This window comes from Cupriavidus sp. 30B13 (genome assembly GCF_049059565.2).
Lineage (GTDB): Bacteria > Pseudomonadota > Gammaproteobacteria > Burkholderiales > Burkholderiaceae > Cupriavidus.
In genome coordinates this window covers 1,500,775-1,518,836 of the sequence record NZ_CP188224.1, presented here as the reverse complement: position 1 = coordinate 1,518,836, position 18,062 = coordinate 1,500,775, and the positions used below count along the sequence as shown (strand labels likewise).

The 18,062-nt window shown below is 69.7% G+C and carries 14 protein-coding genes; 7 read left to right on the top strand and 7 right to left on the bottom strand.

From position 1 onward, the window contains the following. Position 1 precedes the first annotated feature (1 nt). Positions 2 to 3,493 (top strand): ImcF-related family protein, encoded by a 3,492-nt coding sequence (locus ACKI2N_RS25830; protein ID WP_420991652.1) that lies wholly within the window; start codon positions 2 to 4, stop codon positions 3,491 to 3,493. Positions 3,494 to 3,562: 69 nt separating this feature from the next. Here ACKI2N_RS25830 and mdtD read toward each other — a convergent pair whose 3' ends face one another. Continuing rightward, a complete protein-coding gene (gene mdtD, locus ACKI2N_RS25825) occupies positions 3,563 to 4,948 on the bottom strand; it encodes a multidrug transporter subunit MdtD (protein WP_420992060.1) in 1,386 nt (461 codons plus the stop codon). 219 nt (positions 4,949 to 5,167) lie between these two features. Beyond that, positions 5,168 to 7,210, bottom strand: a complete 2,043-nt coding sequence (locus ACKI2N_RS25820) for a TonB-dependent receptor family protein (RefSeq protein ID WP_420991651.1) — start codon at positions 7,208 to 7,210, stop codon at positions 5,168 to 5,170. 471 nt (positions 7,211 to 7,681) lie between these two features. Between ACKI2N_RS25820 and ACKI2N_RS25815 the strand changes: the two genes are divergently transcribed. Beyond that, positions 7,682 to 7,825 (top strand): hypothetical protein, encoded by a 144-nt coding sequence (locus ACKI2N_RS25815; RefSeq protein ID WP_420991650.1) that lies wholly within the window; start codon positions 7,682 to 7,684, stop codon positions 7,823 to 7,825. A 161-nt stretch (positions 7,826 to 7,986) separates the two neighbouring features. Here the strand turns inward: ACKI2N_RS25815 and ACKI2N_RS25810 are convergent, their stop codons facing one another. The 3 genes from ACKI2N_RS25810 to surE all read right to left on the bottom strand — a co-directional run bounded on the left by ACKI2N_RS25810 (position 7,987) and on the right by surE (position 11,118). Beyond that, on the bottom strand, positions 7,987 to 9,066 hold the full coding sequence (locus tag ACKI2N_RS25810) for a porin (RefSeq protein ID WP_420991649.1): 1,080 nt from the start codon (positions 9,064 to 9,066) through the stop codon (positions 7,987 to 7,989). A gap of 240 nt (positions 9,067 to 9,306) precedes the next feature. Beyond that, entirely contained in the window at positions 9,307 to 10,221 is a 915-nt protein-coding gene (locus ACKI2N_RS25805; protein ID WP_420991648.1) for a LysR family transcriptional regulator, read from the bottom strand. A gap of 123 nt (positions 10,222 to 10,344) precedes the next feature. Next, positions 10,345 to 11,118 (bottom strand): 5'/3'-nucleotidase SurE, encoded by a 774-nt coding sequence (gene surE / locus ACKI2N_RS25800; protein WP_420991647.1) that lies wholly within the window; start codon positions 11,116 to 11,118, stop codon positions 10,345 to 10,347. A 214-nt stretch (positions 11,119 to 11,332) separates the two neighbouring features. Here surE and ACKI2N_RS25795 point away from each other — a divergent pair, with 214 nt between their 5' ends. Continuing rightward, positions 11,333 to 12,259 (top strand): DMT family transporter, encoded by a 927-nt coding sequence (locus tag ACKI2N_RS25795; protein ID WP_420991646.1) that lies wholly within the window; start codon positions 11,333 to 11,335, stop codon positions 12,257 to 12,259. Beyond that, positions 12,243 to 13,040 carry an AraC family transcriptional regulator gene (locus tag ACKI2N_RS25790; RefSeq protein WP_420991645.1) on the top strand — a complete coding sequence of 266 codons (798 nt, stop codon included), beginning with the start codon at positions 12,243 to 12,245 and terminating at the stop codon, positions 13,038 to 13,040. Before ACKI2N_RS25795 ends, ACKI2N_RS25790 begins: the two co-directional genes overlap by 17 nt. Positions 13,041 to 13,084: 44 nt before the next feature. Here ACKI2N_RS25790 and ACKI2N_RS25785 read toward each other — a convergent pair whose 3' ends face one another. After that, complete coding sequence (locus tag ACKI2N_RS25785) at positions 13,085 to 13,372, bottom strand: hypothetical protein (protein ID WP_420991644.1); 288 nt, start codon at positions 13,370 to 13,372, stop codon at positions 13,085 to 13,087. 350 nt (positions 13,373 to 13,722) lie between these two features. Between ACKI2N_RS25785 and ACKI2N_RS25780 the strand changes: the two genes are divergently transcribed. Next, positions 13,723 to 14,715, top strand: a complete 993-nt coding sequence (locus ACKI2N_RS25780; RefSeq protein ID WP_420991643.1) for a ferritin-like domain-containing protein — start codon at positions 13,723 to 13,725, stop codon at positions 14,713 to 14,715. A gap of 38 nt (positions 14,716 to 14,753) precedes the next feature. Next, positions 14,754 to 15,893: a glycosyltransferase gene (locus ACKI2N_RS25775; RefSeq protein ID WP_420991641.1), complete on the top strand. Its 1,140-nt coding sequence runs from the start codon at positions 14,754 to 14,756 to the stop codon at positions 15,891 to 15,893. Between the two features lie 9 nt (positions 15,894 to 15,902). Here ACKI2N_RS25775 and hpnA read toward each other — a convergent pair whose 3' ends face one another. Next, positions 15,903 to 16,904, bottom strand: coding sequence for a hopanoid-associated sugar epimerase (gene hpnA, locus ACKI2N_RS25770; protein WP_420991640.1), 1,002 nt, complete (start codon positions 16,902 to 16,904; stop codon positions 15,903 to 15,905). A 158-nt stretch (positions 16,905 to 17,062) separates the two neighbouring features. Here hpnA and ispH point away from each other — a divergent pair, with 158 nt between their 5' ends. Next, a complete protein-coding gene (gene ispH / locus ACKI2N_RS25765; RefSeq protein WP_420991639.1) occupies positions 17,063 to 18,055 on the top strand; it encodes a 4-hydroxy-3-methylbut-2-enyl diphosphate reductase in 993 nt (330 codons plus the stop codon). The last annotated feature ends 7 nt before the right edge of the window (positions 18,056 to 18,062 follow it).

The following is an 18,062-nucleotide window of genomic DNA, read 5'->3' as shown; positions in this document are numbered from 1 at the left end:
CATGAATGAGAACAAGCCGTTGCCTGTGGCATTCTTTATTGGCATAGCCGTATCTATTGTCTTTGTGGTCGCAGGCGTGACTGTCTGGTTCGAAGGCACCGGTTGGGGGCTTTCGGATGACAAGCGCATCCTGATCGAGGTGAGCCTGTTCGCCGGCCTTCTTGTCGTGCTCTTCCTCGTGAAATATCTGGAAGCGGTCGCTGTATGGACTGCCTCGTTACGCGCGGAAAAGGCACTGGCGGACCATGATCGTCAACATCAGGCGTTTGCCGGTGGCATATCGCGAGGGCATGTTCCGGAATCGGTGGCGGCACTGCGTGACGCACTTCGCACACGTCATGGTTGGCGCTGGCGCTACCGTCAGCCGTGGTTGCTACTGACTGGCGATGATAAAGCCATCGCCAAGTTCCTGCCCGACTGTACGGGGCAGCATTGGCAGATCACTACCGATGCGGTGCTGTTGTGGTGCAAAGACGGCCAGCTGGACACGGACTGGCTCAAGCGCGTCTACCAACTGCGCCGGCGCCGTCCGGTCGATGCCGTGATCCTCGTGACCGACGGCGAGGCCCAATTGCCCCAGCCACGCGGGAGTACCCTGCCCTATGGTCTCCGCCTGGCTCGCATCGCCGAGGTATTGCACTGGTCTGCCCCGGTCTATCTGCTCGATGTCGCCCGGACGGACGTGACCACCGACGGCAACACGCCGGCGATCGGCTGCGAGTTGCCGCGCGGTGCGGATGCCACCGCCATCGGCAACGCGCTGCAGTCTCTGCGCGACCAACTCGCGGACCGCAGCGTGGAGCAACTGATCCAGAACGGGCACGACAGCTATATGGGGACGTTGTCCCAGCGGCTCGATACGCGAGGCCCGGCGCTGGCCGGTTGGGTCGCAGCAATGCATGGCAACCAGCGCCGACACCTCCCGCTCAGCGGCATCGTGTTCGCGCCGTATCCTGGCCCGGCTGTCGCCGAGGCGGACGACGAGGCCAGCGCCGGCCTGCCCCTCTGGCAGTACCTGGGCGAGGCCGCCCGCCGCCAGCGCGGCCGCCGAATCGGCTGGCACCCGGTCACGGTGTGCTCCACTCTGGCGTTGACGGCCATCGGCCTGTGGAGTGCCGGCATGCTGGTGTCTGGCGCGCTGAACGCGCGGGACCTGCGCGCCGCCCGGCAGGCCGTTCACCACATCCAATCGGCCCCGGATCCGGCCACCCGCCTGCGCGTCCTCGTGACGTTGCAGCAGCAGATCGAGCGTTACGAATACCGCACCCGGCATCACGCGCCGCTCGCGGCCCGCTTCGGGTTGAACCGCGACCGTGAGGTGCTGGCCGCGCTGTGGAAGCCCTACGCGCAGGCCAGCCGCCGCTTGCTGGCGACGCCGGTCCAGCAGGACCTCGAGGCGGCGCTGGTGGACCTCGCGCAGATGCGCACCGACGCACTGGATGAGCAGACCAGCCGCTGGGCGCTGGGCGGCCACGAAGGGCTCAAGACCTACCTGATGCTGGCCGCCCCCGAGCGTGCCGAGCCGGCCTTCCTGGCTCCCCGACTGGTGCGACACTGGTCCACCGATGCCCGCATCACGCCGGGCGAGCGGCAGGACCTCGCCGAACGCCTGCTCAGGTTCTATGCGCAGCACCTCAAGGCGAACCCGGACTGGCGCATCGAACCCCGCCCGGAGCTGGTGGCCGGCGCTCGCCAGACGCTGCTGGCGGTGATCGGGGAGCGCAACGCCGAGGACACCATCTACCAGGGCATCCTCAACGCCTTCGCGAACAACGGCGGCAACAAGTATCCGGACGCCACCCTGGTCTCGCTGACGGCCGGCGCCGATCCCCGCGGGCTGGTGCGCGCCACCGCGATCGTGCCCGGCATCTTCACGCGCCAGGCCTACGAGGGCTATGTCGCTCCCGCGATCGAGGCCGCCGCCAGGCGCAGCGAGGTCGCCAGCGACTGGGTGCTGACCGGCGGCAAGGCCCAGGCATCGCCGACGGAAGGCCGCTCCGCCGAGGCCCTGCAGGCTGCGCTGGGCGAGCGGTACTTTGCCGATTATGCAGACCGCTGGCAGGGCTTCATGAACAGCCTGCAATGGGAGCCCGCCCCCACGCTGCCGGCCGCCATCGATCAGCTCAAGCTGATGGCCGATGCGCGCCAGTCGCCGGTGATCGCGCTGATGAAGTCGCTCGAGTACCAGGGCGGCGCCGGCGCGCACAGGGATTCGCTGTCGGACACGCTGGTGGCCAAGGCCCAGGATTTGCTGGGCAAGAAGGCGGCGGGACCCGAGGCGATCAAGCCGGACGCGGCGGGACCGCTGGGCGCCGCCTTCGGGCCAGTGCTGCGGCTGGTGGGACAAGGCCAGGCCGCCAATGCGGGCAGCAGCAGCGACCTGAGCCTGCAACGTTTTCTCGACCGCGCGACGGCGCTGCGCCTGCGCTTGCAGCAGGTCAGCAACAGCGCCGATGCCGACGCGCAGGCCCGGCAGATGGCGCAGGCGCTCTTTCAGGGCAAGGGTTCGGAGCTGGCCGACACCCAGGCCTATGCGCAACTGATCGCCGCGAGCCTGGGCAACCAGTGGGCGGGCATGGGAGAGACGTTGTTCGTGCGCCCGATCGCGCAGGCCACGCAGACCGTGCTGCAACCCGCGCAGGCAAGCCTGAACGCCGCCTGGCGACAGGGCATTGCCATGGCGTGGGGCAAATCGTTCGCCGGGCGCTATCCGTTCGCCGACAGCGCCAACGATGCCTCGTTGCCGGAGCTGGCGCGCTTCCTGCGCCCGCAGACCGGCGTGATCGGGGTGTTCCTCGGCTCGCAGTTGGCCGGCGTGCTGGAACTGCAGGGCGATCAATGGGTGCCAGCGGCTACCGGCGGGCAGGCGCTGGCCTTCGATCCGGCCTTCCTCAAGGCGGTCAATGCCCTGCAGCGCATCGCCACCCGCCTGCTGGCGCAAGGCGAGCCGCAGTACCGGTTCGAGTTCAAGCCAATCCCGACACCGGGCCTGACCGACACGCTGCTGACCGTCGATGGCCAGAAGCTGCACTACTACAACCAGCGCGAGACCTGGCAAGCGATGAACTGGCCGGCCAACAATCTGCAGGACCTCGGCACGCGGCTGCAATGGCAGACCGAGAAGGCTGGCACCAACAAGAGCTATGAGTTCGGCGGCCGCTTTGGCTTCGTGCGGATGCTGGAGCGCGCGCACATCACGCCGATGGACAGCGCGACCTACGAGTTGACCTGGCAGAGCACGCCGGACACGAAGGAACCGACAATCAGCGAGCCTGAGCCGACCACTGCCGACGCCGACAGCCTGGCGACGCGCCCTGCGAAGCAGCCACCGCAAGCAGAGATGGCCTACCCGATCCGCTACCAGATGCGTACCGAAGTCGGCCAGGGGCCGCTGGAGATGCTGGCACTGCGGGGCTTTGTGCTGCCGTCGCGCATCTTTGTGGGCCGTGAACCGCAGGTGGTGCCACGTGCCGCCTCGGCCCCGCGCAGGTAAGGCAAACCGAGAATCATCCTCGGTATGCCTGCGCCCGGCGGAGCAGGCCTCCCGACAGCGAAAGCCCGCTCACATCTCCACCGCATCCGCCGCCTTCCCACGCTCGCGCACCACGTCCGGCGACAACTGCAGAAAAATCCACGCCGAGGCCGAGGTGATCAGCCCCACGCAGATGAAGGTGGCGTGGAACGCCGGCAGCGCCGAGGTCGTGCCGTGGCGGGCGAAGACGCCCTGGAATGTCGCCAGCAACGCGCCGGCCGACGTCACCGCCAGGCTCATCGACAGCATCTGCACCATCGACAGCAGGCTGTTGCCGCCGCTGGCGCCGGCGGTGCCGAGGTCCTTAAGCGTGACGGTGTTCATGGCGGTGAACTGGATCGAGTTGACCGCGCCGAATACCGCCAGTTGCAGCAGGATCAGCGCGAACGGCTCGCGCGGCGAGATCACCGCGAACGAGGCCATCGTCAGCCCCACCACGAAGGTGTTGGTGACGAGTACCTTGCGGTAGCCGTAGCGTTCGATCAGCTTTGTGGCCAGGCGCTTGGAGGCCATGCCCGCGGCGGTGACGGGCAGGATCATCATGCCGGCCTGCAGCGGCGAGTAGCCGAGGCTGATCTGCAGGGTCAGCGGCACCAGGAACGGCATGGCGCCGTTGCCGATGCGCGCGAACAGGTTGCCCAGCAGCCCCACGCTGAAGGTGTGGATGCGGAACAGCCGCAGCGCGAACAGCGGGCGGCGGTGCCGCGTGGCGTGCAGCACGTAGGCGGTGAGCGAGGCCATGCTGGCGATCAGCAGCATCAGCACGACGGCATGCTCGAAGCCCAGCTCGGCCAGGCCGTCGAGCGAGAACGACAGCGTCAGCATGGCGATGGCCAGCAGCAGGTAGCCGCTGAAATCGAAGCGCGCCACGCCGTGCAGGCGGCTGTTGGGCATGTAGCGCAGCGTGGCCAGCCCGCCCAGCAGGCCCACCGGCACGTTGATCAGGAAGATCCAGTGCCAGGAGAACGCCTCGGTCAGCCAGCCGCCCAGCGTCGGCCCGATCAGCGGCCCGACCATGCCGGGGATGGCGACGAAGCTCAGCGCCTGCAGGTACTGGTCGCGCGGGAAGGTGCGCAGCACGGCCAGCCGCCCCACCGGCAGCAGCATCGCGCCGCCCACGCCCTGCAGCACGCGCGAGACCACCAGCATGGTCAGCGTGTTGGAGTACGCGCACGCGAGCGAGCCGGCCACGAACAGGCCGATGGCGGTCTGGAAGATGGTGCGGGTGCCAAAGCGGTCGGCCAGCCAGCCCGAGGCGGGGATGATGACCGCCATGGTCAGCGAGTAGGCGATGATCACCGACTGCATGCGCAGCGGGCTTTCGCCGAGGCTCGTGGCCATCGAGGGCAAGGCGGTGTTGACGATGGTGGAGTCCAGCGTCTGCATGAAGAAACCGACGGCCACGACCCACAGCATGATCCTGCGGGTGTGGTCGTCGGCGGCGGAAGGCGCCGGGGGCGCGGTGGAGGCGGTGGACGCGGTGGACGTCAAGGGCTCGGTATCTTGCATGTAGGCGTGTAAACGTGCGAAGCGGCGCCACGCGGCCGTGGCCATGGGAGACAGTTTAGTGCAGGCGGGCGGCATCGCGCCGCAGACGGCCCGGAACGGCGCGGCGTCCGCCGTGCCGCAGCGCCGTCAGATCTCCGCGCGCAGTCCCAGGAAGAAACGCCGCCCCGGCGCCGGCTCGAAGTACCGCCCGTTGCTTTCGTTGACGATCACCGAGCCGATGTAGGGCCGGTCGGTAATGTTGTCGATGCGGCCGAACGCGTACCAGCGCGTGCGCCCGACGCGGAAGGCATAGCCCGCGCGCAGGTTGAAGCTGGCGTAGCCGGGCGCGGCCTGCGTGTTGAGGTCGTCGGCGAAGACGCGCCCTTCCACGTGCATTTCCGCGCCCAGCGTCAGGCCCGCCACGGGCCGGTAGGTCGCCTCGAAGTTCAGGCTGTGGCGCGCGGTGCCGGGCACGCGCGCGCCGGCGGCCACGGCCTGGCCCTGGGCGTTGACGAAGGCTTCGCCGAAATAGGCGTCCAGCCAGGTGTAGGCCAGCCCGGTGCCGTAGCGCCGGCCCGCGCCGAAGGCGCCATGCCAGGCCAGCTCGAAGCCGCGCCGGCGCACGCCGTCGACGTTCTGGTAGACGCTGCGGCCGTTGTCGTTGGACAACGGCACGATCTCGTTGTGGCTGTCCGCATCGAACAGGGCCGCTTCGACGCGCTGGCTGGCGCCCTGCCACTTGACGCCCAGTTCGCCCTGGCGGCTGGTGGACGGATTCAGCCCGAGGTTGGTGCCGGTGCCGGCCGGGCCGTAGGCCACCTCGGTCAGCGTCGGGGTCTCGAAGCCGCGGCCGAGGTTGGCGTAGACGTTGACGGAATCGAGCGCTTGCCAGACCACGCCGAGCACCGGGCTGACGTTGTTGTAGGTGTTGTTGCCGCTGTCGTCGGGGCTGGCGGCCATGACGAAATGGTCGGCGATGCCCAGCCGCACCCGGCTGGCGCGCACGCCGCCCACCAGGCGCCACGCCGGGTGCCAGGTCCAGTCGAACTGGGCGTAGGCGCCGTAGCTGCTGGCGGTGTCGGTCTCGTCGCGGCGCAGCGCGCCCTGCGTGCCGTTCTGGTTGACGTAGCCGGTGCGCGCGTCGCGCATGCCGTCGGCCTCGACGCCGGCGCTCCATTGCAGCGGCAGGCCGGCCAAGCGGGTGTCGTGGTGCCACGACAGCGCGGCGCCGCCGTAGCTGCGGTCGATGTCGACGATGCCGCCGGCGGAATTCAGCGCGGCGCCGCTGAAGCCCAGGTACTGGGTCAGCGCGCGCGTGCCGCCGTAGGCGCGGGCTTCGATGCGGTCGCGCTCGCCCAGGCGCTGCTCCCACACCAGCCCGCCCTGGGTCTGCCGGACGGTCTTGCCGGTGTCGAACTGCGCCGACAGCGGCACCGACTGGCGCGGGTTGGCGTCGGCCTGCGCGCGCGTGAGGCCGAGCGGGTCCTGCGCCAGCGGCTGATCGAAGATATTGAGCAGCGCGGTGAGGCGGGTGCCGGCCACCGGCTCGGCCACCACCTTGGCGTTGAGCTGGCGCCGCCGCGCGGCGCCGTGGTCGCGGTAGCCGTCGGTCTCGAAGGACCAGGCGTCGAGCGTGGCGCCGAGCTTGTCGTTGCCGCCGCCCAGCGTGACGCCGGTGGTCCACTGCCCGTCCGAGCCGAAGCCGGTGGAGGCGCGCGCCATCGGCGCCTTCGGCGGGTCGGGCGTGAAGACTTGCACCACGCCGCCCGACGAATTGCCGTACATCTGCGCGAAGGGGCCGCGCAGCACCTCGATACGGCTGGCGTTGTTGAGATCGAAGGTGGACGCCTGCCCCTGGCCGTCCGGCATGGTGGCGGGAATGCCGTCGACGAACAGCCGCACGCCGCGCACGCCGAAGGTGGAGCGGCTGCCGAAGCCGCGCACGGCCAGTTGCAGGTCCTGGGAATAATTCTGGCGCTCGCGCGCGGTCACGCCCGGCACGCCGCCGAGCAGCTCGGAGATATTGACCAGCGGGCTGGGCGCGGCCATCGGGTCCACCGGCACGCTGTCGATGGCCGCGGGCGCGTCGAAGCGCTTCTGCTCGGCGCGGCTGGCGCTGACCACCACGTCGGGCAGCGTGTCGTCGGCAAAGGCGCCGCCGGCGCCCGCGGCGAGCATGGCCGCGGCCATGCAGCACAAGCGCTGCGCGGGGCGCGGCGGCGCATGTCCGCCAGCTGGCCTGCCGCCCTGCGTACCCGCCCTGTTGCCCGCCATGTACCGTCCCGGGTTGGTTGATCGGATCCTTCACTGCCGTCGCCTGATTGTGCCAGAGCCGCCCGGCGCTCACCGGCTCACTTTGCTTGCTCCGCGCAGGGGAAATGCAAAGCGCGCCGTGCGCGGCAAGCCAGGGCATGCGTGCGGCGCGCTGTCGCCGGCGCGCGCACACGGCGGACATCCCTGTCTGGCACGGGCCGACAGATTACCCGCGCGAAGGTCTTCCGGGCGCACAGCCGGGCGGCTTTGCGCCGCCGGCGCCGCCGGCACGGGAAATGCGTTGAAGCTCGGGAGCGCACAGGCGCGCGCGAGTGGGGGCCGGTGGCCTTCCGTCCATCGGCCGCGCATCGCCCGGCGCAAATGCCGCAACCGTCCGAGGGGCTGGCCATGCAAAAACTACCGGTTCTCACGCTCTGCCTGCTGGCCGCCCTGGCTGGCATGACCGCGTTCATCTGCCTATCCGGGGCGCTTACCTTGCACGATACCGAATACGGCAGCGGCACGGCCATCGTCCGCTGCTTCGGCGGGTAGCCGGCGGAACGATGGAAGCTCGCGGCAGCATGCAGAAAAAAGGCCGGTCGTCCGACCGGCCCAACGATCCCTGCGCCAGGCAAGGTCGATATGAGACTTGGCGGCCGGGTCGTCCCCGGCCTGCCCGTCATTGCCATGCAGCCCGGACGAACCGGGCTGGCTCAGAAGCGGTGGCGCACGCCGACGGTGGCGCCGGTCTGGTTCGCGCCCGGCAGGGCCGTGCCCGCGCCGTTCAGGCCCAGCGACGAACCGTCCTTGTTCTTCACGTAGCCGATGTTCAGGTAGGCATCGGTGCGCTTGGACAGCGAGTAGTCGCCCGACAGCACGAACATCCACGGATCCCCGCCGCTGTTCTTGGTGTCGGTGTAGTAGGCCGCGCCGGTGAGCTGGAAGGCAGGCGTGAACTTGTAGCTCGCGCCGGTCCAGTACACGTTGCTGCGCTGGACCGCGGCGGTGACGCTGGCGGTGCCGTCGTCGCGCAGCCAGCGGTAGCCGGCAAACACCTTGGCGTCGCCGAAGGCGAACGAGGCGCCGATGGCGGCGCGCTTGGCGCTGCGGTCCTGCAGCGCGGCCGAGGCGCCCTGGAACTGGTCGTAGGCGCCGCCGACCGAGAAGCCGCCCACGGCATACGACACGCCGACGCCGTAGTTGCGGCCGACCTTGAATTCGCCCGGCACTTCGCTGCCGTTGGCCACGGTAGCGTCGCGGCCGAAGCTGTAAAAGCCGGTCGCCGTCAGGCCGCCGAACTTGCCGGTGTACTTGATGGCGTTGTCGGCACGGCCGTTGAACTGCGCGTCGACGTTGTTGAGCGAGTAGCGCGGACCCACGCCCATCGGGTCATAGGCGCCGAACAGGTCGTACAGCGCGTTCTGCTGGCGGCCGAACGTGACCGAGCCGAGGTCGGCCTGCAGGCCGACGTACGACTGGCGGCCGAACAGGCGGTTGCCCTGGCCAGACAGCCCGGTATCGATGTCTAAGCCGCTTTCCAGCACGAAGATACCCTTCAGGCCGCCGCCGAGGTCTTCGACGCCGCGCACGCCCCAGCGCGAACCGGACAGGGTGCCGGAATTCAGGCGGGTCACGGTGCCGCCGGCCGAGCCGGTGGCGGGCGTGTGGTTGATGACTTCGACGCCAGCGTCGACGATGCCGTAGAGGGTGACGCCGGAGGCGGTCTGGGCGAACGTGGCGCCCGACGCCGTGGCTGCGGCCGCGGCGGTCATTACGAGGAGAGCTTTCTTCACTGGGTTGTTCTCGGTCTTATGGATGGAGGAGGCGGTCTGCCACAAGGCTGAGGCTGTTGCGGCTAGCGCATTTTCTCCATCTTCCGTGAAAGCTTTATGTCCGTTCGTCGCAATAATTCGGTCATATTCAGGCGTCGCGGGACCGTTTTCTCCTGTGCGCAAGGACCGATGAGGAGGTCACCGGCGGCGGCGACGCCCCTCTGCGCGAGACCGGGCACGCTGCCCTGCCTCGCCACTCTCCTAGCCGGGAAACGGATATTCCGCGTCGAAGGCAGCGAAGCGCGCCTGCAGGAACTCGATCAGGCGGCGCTGCCGGTACGACGGAAAGCGGCTCTGCAGGAATACCAGCTGCAGCGGCACGCTGTCCTCGTACCACTCGGGAAACAGCAGCACGAGGCGGCCCGCGCTCACGTCGGCGGCCACGTCGAACCAGCTCTTGAACGCAATGCCGTGCCCGGCCAGCGCCCAGTCGCGCACTACCGCGCCGTCGTCGCTGGTACGGCGCCCGCTCGCCTCCGCCTCGATGCGCGCATGGCGCGAACGGAACGGCCAGGGCATGCGCGGCTGCCCGCCCGGCGCCAGGCACAGCATCTGGTGCTGCGCCAGCGCCTCCGGCGAGGCCGGCTCGCCATGCGTGGCCAGATAGGCCGGCGCGGCCACCGCCACGCGGCGCGTCAGCGCCAGCTGCCGCCGCACCAGCCCGGAATCCTCCAGCCAGCCCACCCGCACCGCAAGGTCCACGTTGCTGCGGTACAGGTCCGCCAGCGTATCGCCCACCGACAGTTCCAGCGACACCTGCGGATGCGCGCCCAGGAAATCGTCGAGCCAGCCGCGCAGCAAGGTGCGCCCCAGGTCCGCCGGCGCCGACAGCCGCAGCGGCCCGGCCAGCTCCTCGCGCTGCTCGGCCAGCGCGCCCTCGCCCTCCTCCAGCGCCGCCAGCGCCTTGCGGGCGGCCTCCAGGAACACCCGCCCCTCCTCGGTCAGCCGCATGCGCCGCGTGGTGCGCGCGAACAGCCGCGCACTCAGGCGATGCTCCAGCCGGATCAGCGCCGCGCTCGCGGTAGCCGCCGTGCGGCCCAGCTCGCGCGCCGCGGCGGAGAGGTTTTCAAGCTCGGCGGTGCGGACGAAAAGCTTGAGGTCGTCGAGGGAGTACATTCAAAGGTGAATTGATAAAGCCGGCAGAAATTGCCACATTATCAAACCCGGTTCACGCCGGCGCAATCTTCGCGGCACGCCGTCGCAGGAAGCCAAGGCGAACCCGGAGAACCTCTTCGCCCGCTACGCCAACTCCCTTGCCAGCCCCTGCGCCGCCTCTTCATCGGTCCGCTCGAAGCGCAGCGGCGTGACCGAGATCCCGCCGCTGCCGACCACCATCGCTTCGCTGTCCGGCAAATCGGGCCGCGGGCCGCGCGAGAACTGGAGCCAGTGGTAGGGAATGCCGCGCGGGTCGACATGGGCGCGCACGGCGATGTCCTTGACGAGCCCGGCGCCCTGGCGCGTGACGGTGAGCGGGCCGGCGGCCTCGGGCGCCACGTCGGGGAAATTGACGTTGAGGCAGGCCTGGTTGCTCCAGCCGGCGGCCAGCAGGCGGCGGATGACTTCGGGGGCCAGCGCGCGCGCGGTTTCCCAGCGTACGTTGTTGCGGTCGGTGAAGGCCTGGCTCAGCGCGATGGACGGGATGCCCAGCAGCATGCCGGTCATGGCGGCGCCCACGGTGCCCGAAAACACGGTTTCGAGGCCGAGGTTGGCGCCGCGGTTGATGCCGGAGAGCACCAGCGTGGGCGGGGCGTCGGCCATCAGGTGGCGGGCGGCCATGACGACGCAGTCGCCGGGCGTGCCGGTGACGCCGAAGCGGCGCTCGCCTTGCTGGCTGAAGCGCAGCGGCGCGTGCAGGCTGATCGAGTGGGAGGTGCCGCTCTGGTCATGCTCGGGCGCGACGACCCAGACCTCGCGCGCCAGGGTGGCGGCCACGGCTTCGAGCACGGCGAGGCCGGGGGCGTCGATGCCATCGTCATTGGTCAGGAGAACGCGTTCCAACAGGGGTTCGGACATGGGCAGGGAGAAAGAGGATTCGACGGGGAAACAATGGAAAACCGCTCGGCGGGGCCGCAGGCTGGCGGAAACCAGCGGCAACTATAAACCGCGGACGGCGCCGGCGCCGGCGCAGGCTGCCGGCCATTGCCGGAATTGCCAAGACCGCCGGCCGCCGCCGCTCTAAGCTCCCGCGCATCGTTGTCCTTGCCGCGTGCTCCGCCACGCCGATGCCATGTCGTCCTCCCGCCCTTCCCTGCTTTCCTGGCTGCCCAGCCTGGCCTTTGTCCTGATCTGGTCGACCGGCTTTATCGTCGGCCGCGCCATCGTGCCGGTGGCGCAGCCGAGCCTGTTCCTGCTGGCCCGCTTCGCGCTGGCGGCGCTGCTGTTCGCCGCCGTGGCCGTGGCCGGCGGCGCGCGCTGGCCGGCGCTGCGCGAGGTGCCGAAGCATCTGCTGGCGGGCGCGCTGCTGCATGGCAGCTACCTGTGCGGCGGGTACTGGGCCGTGGCGCACGGGCTGCCGCCCGCGGCAATGGCCCTGCTGGGGGCCTTGCAGCCCGTGCTGACGGCGCTGCTGGCCATCCCGCTGCTGGGCGAATTCCCATCGCGGCAAGGCTGGAGCGGCCTCGCGCTGGGCTCGCTAGGCGTAATATTGGTGGTGGCTCCGGCCATGCTGGCCAGCGTATCGCACCCGGTTTCGCCGTGGGTGCTGCTGGTGGCGCTGCTTTCCATCCTTTCCATCACCATGGGCACCATCCTGCAGAAGACCTCGATCGCCTCCGCCGACCTGCGCGCCAGCTCGGCGTGGCAGAACGTGGGCGGCGCGCTGGTGGCCGGCGTGCTCGCGTGGCTGCTGGGCGAGACCTACTGGCAGCCGGGCGTGGCGCTGTGGTCGGCGCTGGCGTGGGCGGCGCTGGTGCTGTCCGGCGCGGGAACCTACCTGCTGCTGCGCATCGTCCGCCGCGGGCAAGCCGCCACCGCCGCTTCGCTGATGTTCCTGGCGCCGCCGCTGGCCGCGCTGCAGGCGTGGCTGCTGTTCGGCGACAAGCTGGGCGGACTGCAGCTGCTCGGACTGGCCGTGGCCGGGCTGGGCGTATGGCTTTGCCAGACCGGGCAGCGCGCCCGGCCCCCGGAACGTACCAGCCATGCCGGCGCCCGGTGATCTCGCCACGCCCCCGCGCGCGGGCCCGCCGGCGCCGCTGGTGGAAACCCGCGTCTACCAGCCGGAACCGGACTGGCACCGGCACGGCTACACCCAGGTCCTGTTCGGCCTGGACGGCGCCAGCGAACTGGAGATCGACGGCCACCTGCACCGCCTCGACCCCGGCAGCGGGCTGATCGTGCCCGCCGGCGAGCGCCATGACTTCCTCGGCCTGGCGGATAACCGGCAACTGGTGCTGGACGTGCCGCCGGGCTCGCTCGCGGTGCCGGCGGCGCTGACCGCGCGCCCCCGCGCCTTTGCCGTCACCGGCGGCTGGGCCGAGCGCGTGCGCCGCTTGGCCGCGCTGCCGCAAGATCCCGCCCGCGGGGGCTCGCGCCAGCACCACTGGCGGCTGGCCGCGGCGCTGGCGAGCGACCTGGCGGCGGGCCTGGACGTGCCGGAACGAGACCGCTTCGCCCCCTTCCCCGTGGCGCACATCGACGCCTACCTGCGCCGGCACCTGGACACGCCACTGAGCGCCGGCCAGCTGGCCAGCCATTTCGGCTGGAGCGTGCGGCGCTTCCACACCTTGTTCTGCGAGGCCTTCGGCGACACGCCGCACCGCTACCAGACGCGCCTGCGGCTCGACCATGCCACCCACCTGCTGGCCGACCGCGGCCACGCCCTGGCGGACATCTCGCTGATGCTCGGCTTCCCCGACCAGACCACCTTCACGCGCCGCTTTGCCCAGCGATTCGGCATGCCGCCGGGTGCGTGGCGCAATGCCAGCATGCGCGCATAGCATTGCCTGCGGCACAGGTTGACGGCGTGCCGCCGCCCGCTGACCTAGCTACGGCAAAAAATCCAGGTCCCGATCTGCAGGCGGACCTGGCTGCTGTCGGGGCAGTTGGATTGCAGGAAGGCGATCACGGCGTCGAGCTGGCGCCACCGCCGGATGCTGCCGCGCACGGTGCCGAGCATGTAGCTGTGTCCCGCCAGCAGGAATTGCACCCGCCAGAATCCGTCGCCCTGGCTCGTCACGATCGCGTCGTACTCGCATTTCAGTACCTGGGTGAGCCGCCCGAGGTCCGTGATGGTGATGCGGCCCGTTTCTTCGGTGTCCAATAGATTCATACTGCCTCCGACCTCGTTGTCCTTCGCTTATCGAAATCGACGCCGCAACAGGGCTTTTGATCATGGCGTCGCTAAAACCCAAGGCGATTTGAGACCAGTCGAGGCAGCCAGTTACTAGGCCATTTCGCAAAACAGCTTGAGAAATGTCCCAAACGCCGTCTCCGATTCCCTTAAATGCAGGGGCGATGGTGCCTGGGCCGCCGCGCCGGCATCGCGTGCCCCGCACAGCCCGCCAGCGGAGAACCCGCGCCGGCGCTGGCCCGGCGGGGCTTCTGATACCTCCCGCGCACACGTAGCCACGCGGGCCACGCTAGAATGGCCCCGGATCATCAACGCCAGGGGGAGCCGGGATGTCAGACGCGCTTGCCGCACCGAGCAGAACCGAGAAAATCGAGGAAACCGAAGCGTCCGGCGCGCAGGCGCGGGCAATCGCCGCCGCGGCCACCATCGCGAAAGCCGCGGTGGAGCAGGCCGACTACGCCATGCGCAACTGGACCGATCCCGAGCCGGGCCCGGTCCGCATTGGCTCGGCGCGGCACTTGCGCCTGTTCTGCAATATGCTGCTGCAGACGCACAACCCTTACAAACCGGCCGTGATCGACTGGCCGAAACTCGACCCGGCCGCGTTGCAGCGCGTCACCTCCCTGCCGATCTGGGATATCGCCGTGCAGACCGAAGGCCGCGCCTCGGTGCGCGTGCAGGCCTTTGCCGATACCGTGGCGGACCCGCTGCTGCGCAGCGCGCTGGAGATGGACGGCGCCGAGGAGGCGCGCCACAAGGTGGTGCTGTCGAAGCTCGTGGAGGCCTACGGCATCGCCCTGGCGCCCGAGCCTGCGTACCTGCCGCCGGCCGACCCGGAATGGGGCTGGCTGGCCACCGGCTACAGCGAGTGCATCGACAGCTTCTTCGCTTTCGGCCTGTTCGCCGCGGCCAAGAAGTCGGGCTATTTCCCCGCGGAACTGGTGGAAACCTTCGAGCCGGTCATCCAGGAGGAAGGCCGGCATATCCTGTTCTTCGTCAACTGGGCAGCCTGGTACCGCCGCAGCCTGCCGTGGTGGCGGCGCCCGCCGTACCTGCTCAAGGTGGCGCGCGTGTGGGTTTTCCTGATCCGGGAGCGCATCGGCATCGCGCGCGGCATCGAGGCGGACGGTTCGGCGAAGGATGCCAATTTCCCGATGAACATGAGCAATTCGGCCGACCTGGGCGCCACCATGTCCGCGCGCGAGATGATCGACCTGTGCCTGAGCGAGAACGAAAGGCGCATGGCAGGCTATGATCGCCGCCTGCTGCGCCCCGAGACCGTGCCCAGGCTGGCCCGGCTCGCCCGGCGCCTGTTGCGCTGAACGCACCTAACCTGTTTGCCTCTCCGGAGTGTTTCGAGATGTTTTTGCTGTCCCTGATCCCGCTCGCCATCTGGTGTGTACTGCTGGCTGCACGCGGCGGCTTCTGGCGCGTGCGCAAGCCCGCGCCGTCGCCCGCGCCGGCGCGCTGGCCGGAAGTCGTCGCCATCATTCCCGCCCGCAACGAGGCGGCGGTGATCGGCGGCGCCGTGGCCAGCGCGCTGGGCCAGGACTACCCCGCGCGGCTCCACCTGGTGGTGGTGGACGACCACAGCACCGACGGCACCGCCGACCACGCGCGCGCCGCGGCCGCGGCGCTGGGCAAGGCGGATGCGCTGACCGTCATCACCGCGCGCGAACTGCCGGCGGGCTGGAGCGGCAAGGTCTGGGCCCAGTCGCAGGGGCTGGAAGCGGCGGATGCCTGTGCGCCGGGCGCCGCCTGGGTGTGGCTGACCGATGCCGATATCCATCATGGCGCCGGCGTGCTCAAGCAACTGGTGGCCCGCGCCGAGCACGAGCAGCGCGACCTGGTCTCGCTGATGGTGCGGCTGCGCTGCGCCTCGTGGTGGGAGCGCATGATCGTCCCGGCCTTTGTGTTCTATTTTGCAAAACTGTATCCCTTCGCGCGTGTCAATGACCCGAGCAGCCGGGTAGCGGCCGCGGCCGGCGGCTGCATGCTGGCGCGGCGCACGGCGCTGGCGCGCATCGGCGGCTTCCACGCGATCCGGGGCGAGCTGATCGACGACTGCAGCCTGGCCGCGTGCATCAAGCAAGGCGGCTCGATCCGCCTGGACCTGGCCGACGACAGCATCTCGGTGCGCCCCTACGACGACTGGCGCAGCCTGTGGGACATGATCACCCGCAGCGCCTACACCCAGTTGCGCCATTCGCCGCTGCTGCTGGCCGGCGCGGTGGCCGGCATGGCGCTGACCTACCTGGCGCCGCCGGTGCTGGCGCTGGCCGGCGGGCTGCGCCTGTGGCCGGCGTGGGCGGCCTGGGCCGCCATGGCGCTGGCCTACGCGCCGATGCTGCGCGAATACCGCCAGCCGCTGTGGCTGGCGCCGCTGCTGCCGCTGACGGCGCTGTTCTACCTGGGCGCCACGGTGGATTCGGCCCGCCGCTACTGGCTGCGCAAGGGCGGCCAGTGGAAGGGCCGCTCGCAGGCGCCCCAGCGCGGCTGAGCGCCGCGCTCAGCGCAGATAGCCCGCGCCTCGGAACCACTCGAGCGCCTCGCGCAGCGCCTCCTGGTAGGGCCTGGCCTGGTAGCCCAGCACGCGGCGGGCCTTGTCGGAGCTGAAGAACATCTGGTATTTCGACATGGCCAGGGCGTCGGCGGTCAGGAACGGCTCCTTGCCGGTCATGCGGGCCACGGCCTCGGCCGCGTAGGCCAGCGGATAGAGCGGCCAGCGCGGCAGCTTGATGGTGGGCGCGCGGCGCCCGGTCATGGCGGCCAGGTCGGCCAGCATCTGCTGCAGGCTGACGTCCTGGCCGCCCAGGATATAGCGCTCGCCGGTCGCGCCGCGCTCCAGTGCCAGCATGTGGCCTTCGGCCACGTCGTCCACGTGCACCAGGTTGAGGCCGGTATCGACGAAGGCCGGGATCTTGCCGGTGGCCGCCTCGACGATGACGCGGCCGGTGGGCGTGGGCCGCACGTCGCGCGGGCCGATCGGCGTGGACGGGTTGACGATCACCGCCGGCAGGCCGTCGCGCGCCACCATGCGCTCGACCACGCGCTCGGCCAGCACCTTGCTGCGCTTGTAGGCGCCGATGGCCTCGTGGCCGCTCATCGGCGCGTCTTCGGTGACGGGGGCCGTTGCGCCGGCGACACGCAGGGTCGCCACGCTGCTGGTATATACGATGCGCTCGACGCGGCAGGCCTGCGCGGCGCCCATGACGGCCTCGGTGCCGGCCACGTTGGTGCGCACGATTTCCTCGGGATCCGGCGCCCACAGGCGATAATCGGCTGCCACGTGGAACAGGTAGCGCACGCCCTGCAGCGCCGCTTCCATGGCGCGCGCGTCGCGCATGTCGCCTTCCACTATCTCCACGGGCAACCCTTCCAGGTTGCGTCGCGGGCTCTGGGCGCGTACCATCGCGCGCACCCGGAAACCCCGTGCCAGGGCCTGCCGTGCGACGGCCGAGCCGAGAAAGCCGGAGGCGCCGGTTACCAGGACATAGTCTCCTGACGTCATATTACTCACTGGGAAAAACCTCAAAGTGTTGCTGGCAAATGCCAGGTGCCAGGCAAAGGTTGCGGCACGGGTATATAGTAACCACCGTATGACGGGAAAGTGATTCCGGAATATCAACCAATGCTGAACCCGTTGACAGGGTCGGGGGGCCTATTTTTATGCAGGTGATTCTTGCTCAACCCCGTGGCTTTTGTGCCGGTGTGGTGCGCGCGATCGAGATTGTAGACCGCGCACTGCTCAAGCACGGAGCCCCGGTGTTCGTGCGACATGAGATCGTGCACAACAAGCACGTCGTGGAAGGACTCAGGCGCAAGGGTGCGCGCTTCGTGGAAGAACTGGACGAAGTGCCGAGCGGCGCCGTCACCATTTTCAGCGCGCACGGCGTCTCCAAGGACGTCGAGGCCGACGCCCGCACGCGCGAGCTGCACTCGATCGACGCAACCTGCCCGCTGGTGATCAAGGTCCACACCCAGGGCCGCCAGTACGCGGCCAGCGGCCGCACCGTGATCCTGATCGGCCACGCCGGCCATCCGGAAGTCGAAGGCACGATGGGCCAGATCCCCGGCAAGGTGATCCTGGTGCAAAGCGAGGCCGAAGTGGCCGAGCTGGACCTGGCGGACGACACGCCGGTCGCCTACGTGACGCAGACCACGCTGAGCGTGGACGACACCCGCAATATCATTGCCGCGCTGACCCGCCGCTTCCCCAACCTGGTGGGACCGGACACGCGCGACATCTGCTATGCCACGCAAAACCGCCAGAGCGCGGTGCGCGAGCTGTCGAAACAGGTGGAACTGATCCTGGTGATCGGGGCCACCAATAGCTCCAACTCCAACCGGCTGCGCGAAATCGGCACCGAAAGCGGCGTGCCCAGCTACCTGATCGCCGATGGCAGCGAGCTGGACCCCGAGTGGGTGCGCGGCGTCGAGGTGGTCGGCATCACCGCCGGCGCTTCCGCCCCCGAGGAAATGGTCATGGACGTGATCGCCGCGCTGCGCCGCCTCGGTCCGGTGGAAGTCTCCACCATGGACGGCCGCGAGGAACACGCCGAATTCCGGCTGCCCGCCGAACTGGCCGACCCGCCCGCGCGCAAGCGCACGGCTCCCCCCGAGGCCGTGCCGCAGCCGGACCCGCAAACCGCCGCCGGGTAATGCCCGG

Bases quoted from the DNA above. Each gene is read 5' to 3' on its own strand.
- surE (WP_420991647.1), bottom strand. From the start codon at position 11,118: ATGTCCGAACCCCTGTTGGAACGCGTTCTCCTGACCAATGACGATGGC.
- ACKI2N_RS25775 (WP_420991641.1), top strand. From the start codon at position 14,754: ATGTTTTTGCTGTCCCTGATCCCGCTCGCCATCTGGTGTGTACTGCTG.
- ACKI2N_RS25780 (WP_420991643.1), top strand. From the start codon at position 13,723: ATGTCAGACGCGCTTGCCGCACCGAGCAGAACCGAGAAAATCGAGGAA.
- mdtD (WP_420992060.1), bottom strand. From the start codon at position 4,948: ATGCTGTGGGTCGTGGCCGTCGGTTTCTTCATGCAGACGCTGGACTCC.
- ACKI2N_RS25815 (WP_420991650.1), top strand. From the start codon at position 7,682: ATGCAAAAACTACCGGTTCTCACGCTCTGCCTGCTGGCCGCCCTGGCT.
- ACKI2N_RS25830 (WP_420991652.1), top strand. From the start codon at position 2: ATGAATGAGAACAAGCCGTTGCCTGTGGCATTCTTTATTGGCATAGCC.
- ACKI2N_RS25820 (WP_420991651.1), bottom strand. From the start codon at position 7,210: ATGGCCGCGGCCATGCTCGCCGCGGGCGCCGGCGGCGCCTTTGCCGAC.
- ACKI2N_RS25790 (WP_420991645.1), top strand. From the start codon at position 12,243: ATGCCGGCGCCCGGTGATCTCGCCACGCCCCCGCGCGCGGGCCCGCCG.
- hpnA (WP_420991640.1), bottom strand. From the start codon at position 16,904: ATGACGTCAGGAGACTATGTCCTGGTAACCGGCGCCTCCGGCTTTCTC.
- ACKI2N_RS25785 (WP_420991644.1), bottom strand. From the start codon at position 13,372: ATGAATCTATTGGACACCGAAGAAACGGGCCGCATCACCATCACGGAC.
- ACKI2N_RS25805 (WP_420991648.1), bottom strand. From the start codon at position 10,221: ATGTACTCCCTCGACGACCTCAAGCTTTTCGTCCGCACCGCCGAGCTT.
- ispH (WP_420991639.1), top strand. From the start codon at position 17,063: ATGCAGGTGATTCTTGCTCAACCCCGTGGCTTTTGTGCCGGTGTGGTG.
- ACKI2N_RS25795 (WP_420991646.1), top strand. From the start codon at position 11,333: ATGTCGTCCTCCCGCCCTTCCCTGCTTTCCTGGCTGCCCAGCCTGGCC.